Origin of the sequence: Variovorax sp. 278MFTsu5.1, assembly GCF_048305045.1 — a bacterium.
Taxonomy (GTDB): domain Bacteria; phylum Pseudomonadota; class Gammaproteobacteria; order Burkholderiales; family Burkholderiaceae_C; genus Variovorax; species Variovorax guangxiensis.
The window spans coordinates 5,861,290-5,877,431 of record NZ_CP157622.1 but is presented as its reverse complement, the minus strand read 5'-3'; the positions used below and the strand labels follow the sequence as shown (position 1 = coordinate 5,877,431).

General features: G+C 69.2%; 13 protein-coding genes. 7 read left to right on the top strand and 6 right to left on the bottom strand.

Translation table 11 applies throughout. The annotated features are described in order from the left end of the window. Nucleotides 1–17: 17 nt before the first annotated feature. The 3 genes from ABL844_RS27360 to ABL844_RS27350 are packed head-to-tail and all read right to left on the bottom strand — an operon-like array spanning nt 18 to nt 1,744. Nucleotides 18–605, bottom strand: a complete 588-nt coding sequence (locus ABL844_RS27360; protein ID WP_184640785.1) for a GNAT family N-acetyltransferase — start codon at nt 603–605, stop codon at nt 18–20. A gap of 34 nt (nt 606–639) precedes the next feature. Beyond that, nucleotides 640–885, bottom strand: a complete 246-nt coding sequence (locus ABL844_RS27355) for a hypothetical protein (protein ID WP_369660812.1) — start codon at nt 883–885, stop codon at nt 640–642. 4 nt (nt 886–889) lie between these two features. Continuing rightward, nucleotides 890–1,744 carry an AAA family ATPase gene (locus ABL844_RS27350; protein ID WP_126023576.1) on the bottom strand — a complete coding sequence of 285 codons (855 nt, stop codon included), beginning with the start codon at nt 1,742–1,744 and terminating at the stop codon, nt 890–892. A gap of 160 nt (nt 1,745–1,904) precedes the next feature. Between ABL844_RS27350 and ABL844_RS27345 the strand changes: the two genes are divergently transcribed. Next, nucleotides 1,905–2,597: a c-type cytochrome gene (locus ABL844_RS27345; RefSeq protein WP_126023575.1), complete on the top strand. Its 693-nt coding sequence runs from the start codon at nt 1,905–1,907 to the stop codon at nt 2,595–2,597. 82 nt (nt 2,598–2,679) lie between these two features. Here ABL844_RS27345 and pcaG read toward each other — a convergent pair whose 3' ends face one another. Further along, on the bottom strand, nt 2,680–3,282 hold the full coding sequence (gene pcaG / locus ABL844_RS27340) for a protocatechuate 3,4-dioxygenase subunit alpha (protein ID WP_206169539.1): 603 nt from the start codon (nt 3,280–3,282) through the stop codon (nt 2,680–2,682). A gap of 21 nt (nt 3,283–3,303) precedes the next feature. After that, complete coding sequence (pcaH, locus tag ABL844_RS27335) at nt 3,304–4,017, bottom strand: protocatechuate 3,4-dioxygenase subunit beta (RefSeq protein ID WP_184640953.1); 714 nt, start codon at nt 4,015–4,017, stop codon at nt 3,304–3,306. Nucleotides 4,018–4,127: 110 nt separating this feature from the next. Between pcaH and ABL844_RS27330 the strand changes: the two genes are divergently transcribed. Next, nucleotides 4,128–5,120 (top strand): LysR substrate-binding domain-containing protein, encoded by a 993-nt coding sequence (locus tag ABL844_RS27330; RefSeq protein ID WP_418129640.1) that lies wholly within the window; start codon nt 4,128–4,130, stop codon nt 5,118–5,120. On the opposite strand, the gene ABL844_RS27325 is transcribed toward ABL844_RS27330, so the two are convergent. Then, nucleotides 5,117–5,551, bottom strand: coding sequence for a DUF1841 family protein (locus ABL844_RS27325; protein WP_019656213.1), 435 nt, complete (start codon nt 5,549–5,551; stop codon nt 5,117–5,119). The genes ABL844_RS27330 and ABL844_RS27325 overlap by 4 nt on opposite strands. A 304-nt stretch (nt 5,552–5,855) precedes the next feature. Here ABL844_RS27325 and ABL844_RS27320 point away from each other — a divergent pair, with 304 nt between their 5' ends. From ABL844_RS27320 to ABL844_RS27300, 5 genes are all read left to right on the top strand, one after another. Then, entirely contained in the window at nt 5,856–10,109 is a 4,254-nt protein-coding gene (locus ABL844_RS27320; protein ID WP_418129639.1) for a hypothetical protein, read from the top strand. 104 nt (nt 10,110–10,213) lie between these two features. Beyond that, a complete protein-coding gene (gene pal / locus ABL844_RS27315) occupies nt 10,214–10,717 on the top strand; it encodes a peptidoglycan-associated lipoprotein Pal (protein ID WP_126023572.1) in 504 nt (167 codons plus the stop codon). A gap of 112 nt (nt 10,718–10,829) precedes the next feature. Then, nucleotides 10,830–13,916, top strand: coding sequence for a glutamate ligase domain-containing protein (locus tag ABL844_RS27310; protein WP_418129638.1), 3,087 nt, complete (start codon nt 10,830–10,832; stop codon nt 13,914–13,916). Beyond that, nucleotides 13,913–14,209 (top strand): hypothetical protein, encoded by a 297-nt coding sequence (locus ABL844_RS27305; protein WP_418129637.1) that lies wholly within the window; start codon nt 13,913–13,915, stop codon nt 14,207–14,209. The genes ABL844_RS27310 and ABL844_RS27305 overlap by 4 nt, the downstream gene beginning before the upstream one ends. A gap of 102 nt (nt 14,210–14,311) precedes the next feature. Then, nucleotides 14,312–16,135, top strand: a complete 1,824-nt coding sequence (locus tag ABL844_RS27300) for a peptidase domain-containing ABC transporter (protein WP_418129636.1) — start codon at nt 14,312–14,314, stop codon at nt 16,133–16,135. The last annotated feature ends 7 nt before the right edge of the window (nt 16,136–16,142 follow it).

Genomic DNA, 16,142 nt, shown 5'->3' with positions numbered 1-16,142 from the left:
TGCTCCTTGTGTTTCTTTCAGCCGCGCGGCTTGTCGAGCAGGTACAGCAGCTGCGCCTTCACCTCGGGCCACTCGCCCGCGCGCAGGCTGTACATGACGGTGTCGCGGATGGTGCCGTCGCGGCGCATCGCGTTGCCGCGGATCACGCCGTCTTTCCTGGCGCCCAGCCGCTCGATGGCACGCTGCGATGCGAAGTTGAAGTTGTCGGTGCGCCAGCCCACCACGTTGCAGCCCAGTGCGTCGAAGGCATGCGCGAGCAGCAGCAGCTTGCAGGTGGTGTTGACGTGCGTGCGCTGGCAGCGCACGGCGTACCACGTGTAGCCGATTTCCACGCGCTTCACCGCGCTCAGGATGTCGTGGTAGCTGGTGGAGCCGAGTACGGTGCCGGTGGCCTCGTCGGTCACGGCGAAGGCGAAGCGGTCGGCGGTCTTGAGCGCGGTCTCGATGTAGGCGCGGGTGTTCTCCGGCTCGGGCACGGAGGTGACGCGCAGCTTCCACAGCTCGCCGTCGGCGGCCGCGGCGCGAAGGCCCTCTTCGTGGTCAAGCGACAGCGGCACCAGCGCGATGCCGCGTGCCTTCAGCGTGACAGGTTCGACGAAAGCCATCTCTTCTTCTCCCACTCTCCGGTCGTGTCCTTCTTCAGCCGCGCGGGTCGCCGTACTTGCCTGTGTACCAGACACGCGCGGCCTGTGCGCCTGCGCCGCCGCCCAGGCCGATCAGCGCGATGCCGATGAGCTCCCGCTTGTTGTATTCGCCGCTGCCGAAAGCGTCGAAACCCAGCAGCAGCCCGAGCCCGCGGCCCAGCATCGCGCCCACCATGAAGAGCACCGCCTGAGCGATGCCCAGCTTCATCAGCTGTCTGGTGGAGTGTTTCTGGCCGCTCATGGGTTCAGCGGTTGTTGCGCTGCATGAAGACGAGCTTCTCGAAGAGCGTCACGTCCTGCTCGTTCTTGAGCAGGGCGCCCACCAGCGGCGGCACGGCGACCTTGTCGTCCTTGCTCTGCAGCGCTTCGAGAGGGATGTCCTCGGCCACCAGCAGCTTGAGCCAGTCGAGCAGCTCGGAGGTGGAGGGCTTCTTCTTCAGGCCGGGCAGGTTGCGCACGTCGTAGAAAGTCTTCATCGCGGCCGCGAGCAGCTCCTGCTTGAGGCCGGGGAAGTGCACGGCGACGATGTGCTTCATCGTCTCGGCGTCGGGGAACTTGATGTAGTGGAAGAAGCAGCGGCGCAGGAAGGCGTCGGGCAGTTCCTTCTCGTTGTTGGAGGTGATGAACACCACCGGCCGGTGCTTGGCGCGGATGAGTTCGCGCGTCTCGTAGCAGTAGAACTCCATGCGGTCGATTTCGCGCAGCAGGTCGTTCGGGAATTCGATGTCGGCCTTGTCGATCTCGTCGATCAGCAGCGCCACCGGCTGGTCGGCGGTGAAGGCCTGCCAGAGCACGCCCTTGACGATGTAGTTGTTGATGTCGCTCACGCGCTCGCCGCCGTCGAGGTCCTTCAGTTGCGAGTCGCGCAGGCGGCTCACGGCGTCGTATTCATAGAGGCCCTGCTGCGCCTTGGTGGTCGATTTGATGTGCCACTGCAGCAGCGGCAGTCCGAGCGATTGGGCCACTTCCTCGGCCAGCATGGTCTTGCCCGTGCCGGGTTCGCCCTTGACGAGCAGCGGGCGCTTGAGCGTGATGGCCGCGTTGACGGCGAGCATCAGGTCCTGAGTGGCGACGTAGTTGTCTGAGCCCTGGAATTTCATGAGTGCGATGGGTGGAGCGAAGGCTGGGGTGGAGAAAAGAACACACCCGATGTGCGTCGTGCAGCCTCAGGGTTGGCCTGCACAGGGTTCCAGGGGACCCCTGCATATAATCGAATGTTGATCCGAAAAACTGTACTCTCCACGAGATTGTGCGCGCAAAATGAACAAGTTGTTGACCACGATGTTTGCCCTTGCTGTCGCTTCCGTGACGGTCTCGGCTGAAGCCCAACAAGTCACTGGCAAGGCCCAGGACGGAGCAAAGAAGGTACAGATGTGCGTGGGCTGCCACGGCATCATCGGCTACCAGGCCAGCTTCCCGGAGATTCACAAGGTGCCGATGATCGCTGGCCAGAGCGCCACGTACATCACGGCAGCGCTCACCGCGTACAAGGGCGGCGACCGCAAGCATCCCACCATGCGCGCCATCGCGGACACGCTCACCGACCAGGACATCGCCGACGTCGCCGCCTACTACAGCCAGCTCGGCCTGAAGGACGGCAGCGCACCTCCCGCCACGCTGGCCAAGCCCACGCCGGCCAACGTGGAGGCCCTCATCACCCGCAACGCCGACAACAGCTGCACCAAGTGCCACGGCGCCAACTTCAACACGCCCAACGACGGCACCGTGCCCAAGCTGGCCGGCCAGCATGCCGACTACCTCTTCGTCGCGCTCAAGTCGTACCGCGTGAAGAACAACTCGCACCTGGGCCGTTCGAACGCTGTGATGGGCCAGCAGGTCGAGGAGAAGAAGTTCACCAACGCCGAACTCAAGACGCTGGCCAGCTACATCAGCTCGCTGCCGGGCGAGCTGAAGACGGTGCCCGAGTCGCGCATCCACCACGGCGCCGAATAAGCAGGCCGAGCGCTTCCAGAAACAAAAAGCCCGCGTCAGCGGGCTTTTTTGTGTCCGGGATTTCCCTGAGAGATCAGGTGGATCAGACGTCGAAGAACGCCGTCTCGTCGGCACCCTGCATGCGGATGTCGAAGCGGTAGGTGACGGCGCCGCCTTGCTCTACGCGCTCGGCGATCAGCGTGTGGCGGCGGTCGGCCGGCACGCTCTGCAGCACCGCGTCCTTCGCGTTGGCTTCGGCCTCGTCGCTGAAGTAGATGCGCGTGAAGGCATGCAGCAGCAGGCCGCGCATCAGCACGATCGCGTTGATGTGCGGTGCCTCGCCGGGCGACTCGGCGCCGGGCTTGACGGTGTGGAACACGAAGCGGTTGCCCTCGTGCGTGCCGGTGCCGACGCGGCCGAAGGCGCGAAAGCCCATGGCGCGCGCCTCTTCGGGCGTCTGCGGATAGCGGCCTTCGCCGTCGGGCTGGCTGATCTCGACCATCGCGTCGTTGATCGGGTTGCCGTCGCCGTCGAGCACGCGGCCTTCGAGGCGGATGCGCTGGCCCTTGGCGCTGTCGAGCGCGAGGACGGCGTCGAAGGGCTGGTCGAAGTCGTAGCCGTATTGCGTGGCGGTGAGGCCGTAGGCGAAGTAGGGGCCCACGGTCTGCGAGGGGGTCTGGCCGAAGTCGGCTTCCAGTGCGGTCATCAGCATGGTGTGTCTCCTGGCTCAGCGGTTCTCGAAAGGCGTCTCGTCGGCGCCGCGCAGCACGATGTCGAACTGGTAGCCCAGTGCGTAGCCGTCCTCGGTGATGTCGAGGCTGAAGTCGGCGATCAGGCGGTTGCGGTAGCGCTCGGGGGTGCCGGTGATCATCGGGTCGTACTGGTGCAGCGGGTCGCCGGGGAAGTACATCTGCGTGACCAGGCGGCTCGCGAAGCTCTGGCCGAACAGCGACAGGTGGATGTGCTGCGGACGCCAGGCATTGGGGTGGTTGCCCCAGGGGTAGGCGCCGGGCTTGATGGTGAGGAAGCGGTAGCGGCCTTCGCTGTCGGTCAGGCAGCGGCCGGCGCCGAGGAAGTTGGGGTCCAGCGGCGCGTCGTGCTGGTCGACCTTGTGCACGTAGCGGCCGGCGGCGTTGGCCTGCCACAGCTCGACCAGCGTGTTGGCCACCGGGCGGCGGCGCTCGTCGAGCACCTGGCCGGTGAGGATCATGCGTTCGCCCAGCGGCTCGCCGTTCTTGCGCGCATTGCGCGTGAGGTCGTGGTCGAACTCGCCGATGCTGTCGTGGCCGTACACCGGCTGCTGCAGTTCGCCGAGCGAGGCCTTCAGCGGAATCAGCGGCTTCTGCGGGCCGCGCTTCACGGTGGACTTGTAGCCGGGGTAGATGTAGCTGGGGTGGGCATCCCAGTCGCGCGGCGTGAGGATGGGCGAGGGGCCCTGGATCTTGGTCAACGTTGTCTCCTGTCGTGGGACGAATCCGGAAGCCGCCACTTTAGAAGCGGCATCCGATGATGTAAATTGAAGATTGCTGCGTTTTCAATAACCATCAGGAATTGAAAGACCCCCTCACCGATCTTCGCCAGGACTTCGTGCGCAACGTGCAGTTGCGGCACTTGCGCTGCCTCGTCACGGTGGCGCAGGAACGCCACCTCGCGCGCGCCGCCGGGCGGCTGGCGTTGAGCCAGCCGGCGGTGTCGAAGACGTTGTCCGAGCTCGAGGCCATTGCCGGCACGCGGCTGGTCGAGCGCAGCAACGCCGGGCGGCGCGGCGTGCAGGGCCTCACGGCTGCCGGCGAACAGCTGCTCGCGCACGCGCTGCGCGTGCTGGAGGCGCTGGACGCCAGTGCGCAGGCCGTGGCGCCGGCGGCGGGAGAGCGCATCGAGCGGCTGCGCATCGGCGCGCTGCCCAGCGTGGCGCCGGCCCTGCTGCCGCAGGCGCTGGCGCGGCTGCGCGACAGCCGCCCCTCGGTGCAGATCGTGGTGAAGAGCGCTGCCAACGCCGCGCTGCTCGACGAGCTGCGCGCCGGCGAGCTCGACCTGGTGGTGGGCCGCATGAGCGATCCGCGCCTGATGGGCGGCCTGAGCTTCGAGCTGCTGCACACCGAGGCGCTGGTCTTCGCGGTGCGCGCGGGCCATCCGCTGGCGCACAAGGCGGTGTCGGTGCAGGCGGTGCTGGCCTATCCGCTCGTGGTGTACGGCGAAGGCACGATCCCGCGCCACAACACCGAGAGCTTTCTTTCGGCGCGCGGTCTCGTGCTGCCGGCCAACACGCTGCAGACGCTCGACGTGGCGGTGGCGCGCGCGCTGGTGGCGGTGTCCGATGCGGTGTGGATCACGCCGCTGGGCGCCGCGCGCGGCGAACTGGACGATGGGCGCCTCGTGCGGCTGCGCATCGAGACGGCCGGCACGGAAGAGCCGGTCGGACTGCTGCAGCGCAGCGATGCCGAGCCCTCGGCCCTGCGAGCCGCCATGGCCGCGCTGCTGCGCGAGGCGGCGAAGCAGCAGGGGAGCGTGCCTCCCGCGGCAAAGCGCAAGCGTGGCGGCTAGTCCTTCGTCGCCCGGCGCTGCACGCAGGCCACATAACCCTCGCCATCCGGCGGCCGGCCGGCGCGCTGGCTCTCCCACATCATCTGCCCAAGGCACTCCATCGCCTCGTGATGCGCATGCAGCAGCGAGCCGCGCCGAGCCGCCAGCAGCTCGACCGCCTGGCGGATGCCGCGCGGCTGGTCGATGGAGCACTGCTCGCTGATCGACAGGTGCATCGACAGATGAAGGAACGGGTTCTCGCGTCCGTTCGAGCCGTCGTACACGCGCGCCACCGCCGCGTCGGCGTCGGCCAGGTCTTCGTGGTACTCGGGGTGCTGGTCGATCCAGCCGGCGGCGATGGTCTCGAGCGCTTCCATCGGCAGGCCCTGGCGGTGCTTGGCGTAGACGTCGCAGAAGAAGCGGCGCACGTCTTCCTGGGAGGGGTTGAACATATATCTATATAGAGGTGGCGAAAAGATGAGAGGGAGGGGCCGGCGCGAACTGCTTTTTCGGCGGCTTCGCGGTGCCTCGGATGTGTCGGACGTTCCGGGTACGCGGCGTTACTTCGTAACGTAACGAATCGCCGATTGACCTCCTTACGAGCTGTTTCCACACCCCGCCGGAGGCCCTGCAAAAAGAAAATTTTCCATACGAATCAACGAGTTGCGGTGTTCGAGGCAGCTTCGGCATGGCGCCTCGCAAAAGCGGCACGCTAGTTGCCCCTGAGTAGGCATCTTTTGTCACAGAGGCTGCCCAATGACCGCTCAACAAGCATCGACCAACTCGACCGAGGGACTTGCCGCCGCTGGCGCTGCCCCTGTGGTTCTCGCCCAGGCCACCGTCACTCCGCTGGGTACTCCCGGCGTGGTGAGCCCGGCCGCTCCTGCCGCAGCTGCCGCCCCGGCCAGCATCGGCACATTATCGAACGCCACGCCCGGCGTCACCGTCATGCGCGACGGTGTCAGCATTCCCGTCGATGGCAATCAGACACTGATGGCCGGCGACCGCGTGCTCGTCCCGCAGGACGGCCACGCCAATGTCCTCTTCCCCGGATCGGCCACCAACAAGGCCCCGCTCGCAGGTGTGTTCACCGGCGGCACCGACGCCACCATCGGCTCGACCAAGCTGCCCGGCGGCCTCGAACAGGTGAACGTGGATGTCGCCTCGGGCGACCTGCAGGTGACCCCGCCCGATAGCGACGCCGACGCCGCTGCACTGGCCGTCACCAAGAAGCTCGCTGCCGGCAGTGGCATCGGGCTGGGCGAATTCGCACTCGGCGCCCTGGGCGCCGCGGCGCTGGGCGCTGCCCTGAGCGGCGGTGGCGGCGGCAGCGACAGCGTCGTTCCGCTGCTCGTCGGCTCGGGCAACCCGAACAACCCCGGTGAATCCGACGCGGACGCCGACTCGGATGCGGACGCCGATGCCGATGCGGATGCGGACGGTGACGCCGATGCGGACGCCGATGCCGATGCCGATGCCGACGCTGACGCTGACGCTGACGCTGACGCTGACGCTGACGCTGACGCTGACGCTGACGCTGACGCTGACGCTGACGCTGACGCTGACGCTGACGCTGACGCCGACGCTGACGCCGACGCTGACGCTGACGCCGACGCCGACGCCGACGCCGACGCTGACGCTGACGCTGACGCCGATGCCGATGCCGATGCCGATGCCGATGCCGATGCCGATGCCGATGCCGATGCCGATGCCGATGCCGATGCCGACGCTGACGCTGATGCGGACGCCGATGCGGATGCGGATGCCGACGCTGATGCGGACGCCGATGCTGATGCTGATGCGGACGCCGATGCGGATGCCGATGCGGATGCCGATGCCGATGCCGACGCAGACGCCCTCCTCAACCCCGGCGACAGCCTCGTCAACCACGTCACCGACAGCCTTGGCGGCGCACTCGGCCTGGGCGACTCGCTCACCCCGGTCACCAACGCGGTCGATGGCGTGACCGACACGCTCGACGACGTGCTGGCTCCGCTGCTGGGCAGCGAGTTCACGCCGAACGACCCCAACCAGTTCGACCCGATCGACAACACCGTGAGCGGCGTCACCGACCTGCTGGGCGACTCGCTGAGCCCCACGCTCGACAACCTGCTGGGCCAGGGTGCGACCGGCGCCATCCTCGGCACGGTGGCGGGCCAGGTCGACTACCTGACCGACGCGCTGGACAACGGCCTGACCAACCTCATCGGCGACCACGGCATCATCAGCGGCCTGACCGACGCGCTCGGCCTCGGCGGCCTCACCGACCAGCTCGTGGGCAACGACGGCCTGCTGGGCGGCACGCTCGACAACGTGCTGGGCGAAGGCAGCCTCGTGAACGGCCTGCTGGCCGAAGACGGCCTGGTCGGTGGCCTGCTCGGCGAGGACGGCGTCGTCGGCGGCCTGCTCGGTGAAGACAGCGCCCTGGGCGGCGTGCTCGGCAACGTGCTGGGCAGCGACGGCGTCGTGGGCGGCCTGCTCGGCGACGGCGCCGTGGGCAGCCTGACCGGCGGCCTGCTGGGCGACGACGGCCTGCTGGGCGGCCTGCTCGGCGACGGCAGCGCGGTGGGCGGCCTGCTCGGCAACGACGGCCTCGTCGGCGGCCTGGTGGGCGGCGAAGGCACCCTGGCCAACGTGCTGGGCAGCGGTGGCCTCACCGGCGAACTGCTGGGCCACGGCGGCCTGGTCGACAGCCTGCTGGGCCAGGACGGCGCCATCTCCGGCATCCTCGCCGACAGCCCGCTGGGCGGCCTGCTCGGTGGCGAAGGCGGCCTGCTTGGTGGCGCGCTCGACGGCGTGCTTGGCGACGATGGCCTGGTCGGCGGCCTGCTGGGTGACGACGGCCTCGTGGGTGGCCTGCTCGGCAACGACGGTCTCCTCGGCGGCGTGGTGGGCAGCGACGGCCTGCTGGGCGGCGTGCTCGGCAATGACGGCCTGCTCGGCGGCGTGCTGGGTGATGACGGCCTCGCCGGTGGCCTGCTCGGTGGCGATGGCCTGCTGGGCGATGACGGCCTGGTCGGCGGCCTGCTGGGCGGCGACGGCCTCGTGGGTGGCCTGCTCGGCGACGACGGTCTTGTCGGCGGCCTGCTCGGTGACGACGGCCTGCTGGGCGGCGTGCTCGGCGACGGCGGCATCGCCGGCGGCCTGTTCGGGCCTGGCGGCCTGGTCGGCGGCGTGCTGGGCGAAGAGGGCCCGGTCGGTGGCCTGCTCGGTGAAGACGGCATCGTCGGCGGCCTGCTCGGCGGTCTGCTGGACGGCGTCGGCGGTGGCGGCACCCCCGGTACCGGCGCGGCGCTGCTCGACCCGGCCGACGGCGTGCTCGGCAACCTGGTCGACGGCCTGGGCCAAGGCGCGCTGGGCGGGCTCGGCCTGACCAATGTTCTCGGACCGGTGGTAGGCGTCGCCGACGGCCTGACCGACACGGTCGACGGCCTGCTGGGCCCGGTGCTCGGCACCAGCTTCTCGGAAAACGATCCCAACGTGCTCGACCCGGTCGACGGCCTCGTCGGCCAGGTGGCGAGCGGTGCCTCCGGCCTGCTGAGCCCGCTGACCGACCAGCTGCTCGGCACGAACACGACGGCCGCGCTGCTGAACGGCGTCACGGCGCAAGTCGACTACCTGACCGACGGCGTGGCCAACGTCCTGTCCGGCGACGGCCTGCTGGGTGGCGTGCTGGGCGGCGACGGTGGCCTGCTCGGCGGTGTGCTGGGTGACGACGGCCTGCTGGGCGGCGTGCTCGGTGGGGACGGCGGTCTGCTCGGTGGCGTCCTCGGCGACGACGGCCTGGTCGGCGGCCTGCTGGGTGGCCTGACCGGCGGCGACGCCGGCGGCCTGCTCGACGGCGTCCTCGGCGACAACGGCGTGGTCGGTGGTCTGCTGGGTGGCCTGACCGGTGGCGACGCTGGTGGCCTGCTCGACGGTGTGCTTGGTGACGACGGCCTTGTCGGCGGTCTGCTGGGTGGTCTGACCGGCGGCGATGCTGGCGGTCTGCTGGATGGCGTGCTCGGCAGCGACGGCCTGGTCGGCGGCCTGCTCGGTTCCGTGACCGGCGGTGACGCTGGCGGCTTGCTGGATGGCGTGCTCGGCAGCGACGGCCTGGTCGGCGGCCTGCTCGGTTCCGTGACCGGCGGCGACGCTGGCGGCCTGCTGGACGGCGTGCTCGGCAGCGACGGCCTGGTCGGCGGCCTGCTCGGTTCCGTGACCGGCGGCGACGCTGGCGGCCTGCTGGACGGCGTGCTCGGCAGCGACGGCCTCGTCGGTGGCCTGCTCGGCACCGTGACCGGTGGCGACGCTGGCGGCCTGCTGGATGGCGTACTCGGCAGCGACGGCCTCGTCGGCGGCCTGCTCGGTTCCGTGACCGGTGGCGACGCTGGCGGCCTGCTGGATGGCGTACTCGGCAGCGACGGCCTCGTCGGCGGCCTGCTCGGTTCCGTGACCGGCGGCGACGCTGGCGGCCTGCTGGATGGCGTACTCGGCAGCGACGGCCTGGTCGGCGGCCTGCTCGGTTCCGTGACCGGCGGCGACGCAGGCGGCCTGCTGGATGGCGTGCTCGGCAGCGACGGCCTGGTCGGCGGCCTGCTCGGTTCCGTGACCGGTGGCGACACGGGCGGCCTGCTGGATGGCGTGCTCGGCAACGACGGCCTCGTCGGCAGCCTCCTGGGCCAGGACGGCCTGGTGGGCAGCCTGCTCGGCGGCCTGACCGGTGGCGACGGCCCGGTGGCGAACATCCTGCAGCCGGTGAGCGAAGTCGCTGGCGGCGTGACCGATGCCGTCTCGCCGATCGTCTCGAATGCGACCAGCGCGGCGCACGACGTGACGGCGCCGGTGACCGACATCCTGTCTGGCGCCACGACGGCGGCTGCCCCGGTGACGGATGCCGTCAGCAACGTGACGAGCGGCGTCGAACATGCCGTCACCCCGCTGGTGACGGAAGTCGTGACGCCGATCACCAGCCTGGTGGAGCACACGGTTTCGCCGGTGACGAACATCCTCCACGGCCTGCTGGGCTGATCGGCGGACACCGGAAGAAAGAACACAAGAAGGAAGAGGGGCGAGGGAGCTTGCCGCAGCACCAGGGACAGGCCGCCACCGGCCTGTCCCGCGAAAGGACCGATATGAAGAAGAATTTCCAGACAGTGGCCATCGTCGCGCTCGGCGCAGTCCTCGTGGGCTGCGCGGCCCCCAAGACCGGCCGTGACGATGCGACCTACTACTACTCGAACAAGGCTGCGACCGCGGTGCCGAAGGTGGAGCCGGCACCGCCGCCACCGGTGCAGAACGGACCGGCCGGCGTGCCGAAGATCGTCTATTTCGACTTCGACAAATACAACATCAGGCCCGCCGACCGGAACGTCGTGGAAGCTCACGCCAGCTTCATGCGCAACCGGCCGCAGAGCAGGGTCGTGATCGAAGGCCACACCGACCAGCGCGGCGGCCGCGAATACAACCTGGCTCTGGGCCAGCGCCGCGCCGACGCGGTGCAGCGCGCGCTCACGCAGCTGGGCGTGCCCGCCGAGCGCATCGAGGCCATCAGCTGGGGCCTGGAGAAACCGGCATCGCTCGAGACCACCGAGGAGGGCTATCAGCTCAATCGCCGAGCCGAATTCAGCTATCGCTGAAGCCGGGTCACCGCGATGACCTCGGTGGTGGCAGTCCCCGGACCACGCACAAGTCACCAGAGCGAAAGCAGATGACGGGCGTGGCCGGTTTCCCGCATCCGAACGGGGCCGAATGATGTCCTTCCCAGACCAGCTCCACGCCTGCCACGAACGCCTCGCGTCGGTGTGCGCGGCGCTGCCTGCGCCTTACCCGGCGTTCACGCTGTTCTTCTCGGTCAGCGACGGCGCGCAGCGCGCGCACGTGGTGCACGCGCGGGCCGCCGACTTCGAGACCGCGTGGCGCGAAGGCGCCGGCCACGTCGAGCGCTGGGTGCGCGAGCGCGGCATCGTCTCGCCGTGGCTGCGCATCGACTGGGTCGAGGGCGCGAGCCCTATGGACTGGGCCCAGTTCAAGACGCAGCTCACGGCCGTCAAGCGCAACTACTTCCGCCTCGGCCTGGCCTTCGACAAGGATTTCACGCTCGCCTTCACCGAGCAGGAACTCAATGCCAACGCCATGCTGTGCGGCGACTCGACCATCGCGCACTCGGTGGTGAACGCGCGCAACTTCGAGGTCTACGGGCAGGCGCGCTTCGAGTGCTCGCCGCCGCTGGACATGCCCTCGGACCAGCCCGTCTACCTGCTGGCGACCGTGGGCGTGTTCTGCCAGCCCGACGGCGTGGTGCACAAGCTCGTGGGCACGGGGCTCGACGCGGGCCGCAGGCAGCTGCCGGCGCTCAATCCGCAGTCGGTGATGGATTTGGTGCGCAGCGGCTCGTCGTACCTGGCGCGCCAGGTGCAGAGCGACGGCCTCTTCGTGTACGGCTACTTCCCGTGCTTCGACCGCCGCATTCCCACCTACGACGCGATGCGCCACGCGAGCGCGGTCTACGCGATGCTCGAGTCGTGGGAGCTCACGCGCGACGAGACGCTGCGCGCGGCCATCGACCGGGCGCTGGACCATCTCACCATCTCGCTGATCCGCGAGTACACGCTGCTCGACGGGCGCGCGGTGGCCTTCCTGGTCGACACCGGCGGCGAGATCAAGCTCGGCGGCAACGCGGCCTGCGTGCTCGCGCTGGTGAAGTACTGCGAGCTGATGGACACGCGTCGCTGGCTGCCGCTGCTGGAGAAGCTCGCGCTGGGCATCGCCTCGATGCAGGATGCGGCCACCGGCCGCTTCAACCACGTGCTGCACGCGGCCGACCTCACGGTCAAGCAGGCCTCGCGCATCATCTACTACGACGGCGAGGCGGCCTTCGCGCTCATGCGCCTTTACTCGCTCACGCGCGAGCCGCAGTGGCTGGCGGTGGTGGAGAAGGCCTTCGACCATTTCATCGCCAGCCAGCACTGGCAGGCGCATGATCACTGGCTCAGCTGCTGCGTGTGCGAACTCACGCACTGGAGCCCGCAGGAGAAGTATTTCCGCTTCGGCCTGCAGAACGTGGCGGGGTATCTCGACTTCGTGCTCGACCGGAAGACCACCTTCCCGACGCTGCTCGAACTCATGCTGGCCGCGCAGCAGATGCTCCAGCGGCTCGAAGGCATGCCCGCGATGCGGCACCTTCTGGACGAACTCGACACCGAGAAGTTCTACCGCGCGCTCGACTACCGCGCGCACTACCTGCTCAACGGCTTCTTCTGGCCCGAGATGGCGATGTACTTCCGCCGGCCCTCGGCGGTGGTGGGCTCGTTCTTCATCCGCCATCACTCGTTCCGCGTGCGCATCGACGACGTGGAGCAGTACCTCTCGGGCTTCGCCGCCTACCACCGCTACCTGGTGGAGCGCCGCGCGGCGCCCGGTGCGGCGGGCACGGGCTCCGGTGGCGGACGCGACGACGGCGCCGTGTGGACCGCCAGCGAGATGGCGCGCGTGACCGGCGGCGAGTGGATCGTCAAGCCCGAGGACGGCTGGCGCGCCGCGGGCGTGGCGCAGCGCTCCTTCATGCGCAAGGGCCGCGTGGTGTTCGACCACCAGACGCGGCCTTCCAGGACGCCGCTGGCCGCCGTCACGCTCAAGGGCGTGCTGCAGCCGGCCGCCGCGGTGCTGTGCTCCGACCCCAAGCCGCACCTCGACAAGCGCGTGCCCGTGCTCAAGGTGCAGAACGTGCTGCAGGCGGTGCTGGAGCTCGGCGACCATGCGCGCGCCGAGTTCACCGGCCGCGTGTGCGGCGTGCTCGGCAGTGGCGCGGGCAGCAGTACCGTGGCCGCGATGCTGGCCGGCGCGCTCACAGTGTGGGGCGAGGTCGGCCAGCCCGAGGGCAACGTGAGCCTGCCTTCGGGCATCGCGTGGAACATGACCTGCATGCCCAGGCACGCCGCCTACTGGGTGCTGGAGATGGGCACCTCGCACATGCCGGCGTCGGCCCAGTTGGTGCGGCCTTCGCTCGTCGTGGTGACGGGGCTTTCCGCCGCGTCGCAGAAGCACCGCGGCCCGAGCGAGGCCGCCGCGCGCATGGACAGCCGGATCTTCCAGGCCATGGCGCCGGGCGATTCGGTGGTGCTCAACCGCGACATGCCCGAGTTCGCCACCTTCGCCGAAGCGGCGATGGCGCAGCAGCTGCAGATCGTGACCTGCGGCGAGCACCGCGACGCCGACGTGCGCCTGCTGGCCTTCGACCACGGCGAGGTGCAGGCGCTGGTGGCGGGCGAGCCCTTCCAGCTGCGGCTGAACGCGCCGGGCCGGCACATGGGCGCGAGCGCCATCGCCGCGCTCGCCGCGCTGCAGGCCATGCGCCTGCCGCTGGCCGCTGCGGTCGAGCCCTTCGCGCATTTCGAGCCGCCGGGCGGACGCGGCGCGCTGCACACCATCCACATCGGCGGCGGCAGCTTCAAGCTGATCGACGAGACCTACGACGCCAACCCGAGCTCGATGCGCGCGGCGCTGGAGCTGCTGTCGCAGGCACCCTGCGAGCCGGCGCGGCGCGTGGCGATCCTCGGCGACATGCAGGAGCTCGGCCCCGCCGCGCAACGCCATCACCTCGACCTCGAGGCCGAGCTCCTCGCATCGCAGCCCGACCGCGTGCTGCTGTGCGGCCCGCTGATGCGCGCGCTGCATGCGCGCATCCGCACCAAGGTCCGCTCGCACTGGTTCGTCGATGTATCCGATCTGTCGACAGCGCTCGGCGGGCTGCTTCAGCCCGGCGACTGGGTGCTGGCGAAGAGTTCCGCGGGCGTGGGCCTTTCGCGCCTCGCCCGGGTTTTGAAAGCACTGCCATGAGATTGAACGCACTTCTGCACTCGGCCTTCGGATACGAGGCTCCGGTCAAGCGACAGCCGGTCGCGCGCCACTGGTGGCTGGGCTGGCTGCAGCTGCTGTGCGCATGGGTGCTTTGCATGCTGCTGTGCGCCAACATCGCGCTGGTGTTCGCGCAGGATCTGTCGTCGGGGCGAAAAGGGGAGGTCAGCGCAGGGAGGCCGGCCGGTTGCGCGGTAACGGGAAGCGCCGCGCAACCGGTGCCGGTTCACGGGATCAGGGCCGATGTGGCGAAGGGGCAGAGGTTGCCGTGCTGATGTGTGTTTGAAGCGCACCGCGAGTGAATATTTGCCTTGTAACAGCTGGGTAACAGTTGATAATGAGGCAGGCGTCACTGCACGACGGACCGGCTCTTTACAATGATCAAGTTCCTCCTGCCCAGCCAACTGGTTGCCGAGACCCCGGACGAGCCCGGCGCCAGTCCCTACGCGGGTGCGTTGAACGCCGCGTTCCGCGCGGCCTACCCGCTGGTGAAAAGCGCGGCATGGCGCTCGCTGCCCATCAGCCTGTTCGGGCTGCTGCCTTCCATCTTCCTGCTGCAGGTTTATGACCGCGTGCTCTCGCGCAGCGGCACTTCCACGCTCGCCGCGCTGGTCAGCGGCATCCTGTTCTTCCTGTGCATCGAATTCTGGCTGCGCACGCGCCGCTCGCGCCTGCTGCGCAACGCGGGCGCCATCGTCGACCACGGCGTCTCGGGCGCGCTGCTGAACTCGATGCTGGGCCGCCCGCTGCGCGCGCTGGAAGCGCGGCCGGCGTCGGTGTGGCACCTGTACTTCCGCGACGTGGCCTCGGTGCGCGGCACCATCACCGGCGGGCTGGCGCAATCCATCTTCGACCTGCCCATGGCCGTCTTCGCGCTGGTGGTCATCGGCATCGTCGCGCTGCCGGTGCTGCCGGTGGTGGTGCTGTTCCTCGGCATCATGTCCTTCCTGGCGTGGTGGTGGGCCGACGAGGTGCGTTCCGGCCGCGTGGAGGAAGTGCAGCGCGGGCGCGGCCTGGAACGCGTGACCGCCGAGATCTGCAACGCGCGCGAGACGCTCAAGGCCCAGGCCAACGACGGCCCCACCATCGAGATGTGGCGCCAGACCTACAACGCCTGGCTCGGCGAGAGCTTCAGCAAGAACGGCCAGATCGAGACCGCGCGCGACGGCACCACCGTGCTGCTCACCGTCTTCTCGGTCGTCGTCGTGACCGTGGGCGCCGTCTCGGTGATGGAGCAGTGGATGACGGTGGGCGGTCTGGTCGCATCGAACATGCTGGCGCTGAAGGCGCTGCAGCCGGTGGCCGGGCTGGTGTCGAACTGGCGCTCGCTGGCCACCGCCAAGGAAGCCGCCAAGCGGCTGGAGACCGTGCTGCGCGAGCCGGTCGAGAAGCCGCCCACGGGCATGACGCTGCCCCAACCGCTGGGCCGCATCACGCTGAAGGACGTGAGCTTCAGCTTCACCGAGACCGCGCAGCAGCCGGTGCTGGAGAACGTCGACCTCGACATCGGCCCAGGCGGCCTGCACGTGATCGTCGGGCGCAACGGCGCGGGCAAGTCCACGCTGGTGAAGCTGCTGTCGGGCCTGTACACGCCCACGCGCGGCATCGTGAGCATCGGCGAGTACGACCTCTCGCAGTTCGGCCGCGAGGAGCTCTCGCGCTGGATCAGCTATCTCTCGCAGGAGGTCTACTGGTTCGGCGGATCGATGATCGACGTGATGCGCCGCAACGCGCCGGGCCAGAGCGACGAGCAGATCGTCGCAGCCTGCAAGCTCTCGGGCGCGCACGACTTCATCTCGCGGCTGCCCGACGGCTACCGCACCATGATCGGCGAAGGCGGCACCGGCGTGTCGGTGGGCGAGCGGCGCAAGCTCGCGCTGGCCATGAGCTTCCTGCGCAAGCCTTCGGTGCTGGTGCTCGACGAGCCCAGCAACGACCTCGATTTCCAGAGCGAGCGCAACCTGCTCGCCACGCTGCTTGCGGTGGCCAAGGTTCGCACCGTGGTGGTGGTCACGCACTCGCTCCGCATCGTCTCGGCCGCCAACGTGGTCTACCACGTCACCGGCATGGGCAACGTGGAACAGGGCACGGCGGCGGTGATGGTGCCGAAGCTGTTCGGCGTGAAGAAGCCGCTGGTGGCGCTGGGCGACGCGGAGGACGGCGCGGCGGGAGCCTCCCCGGCTTCCCGCTCGATGGCGTGATCGACTG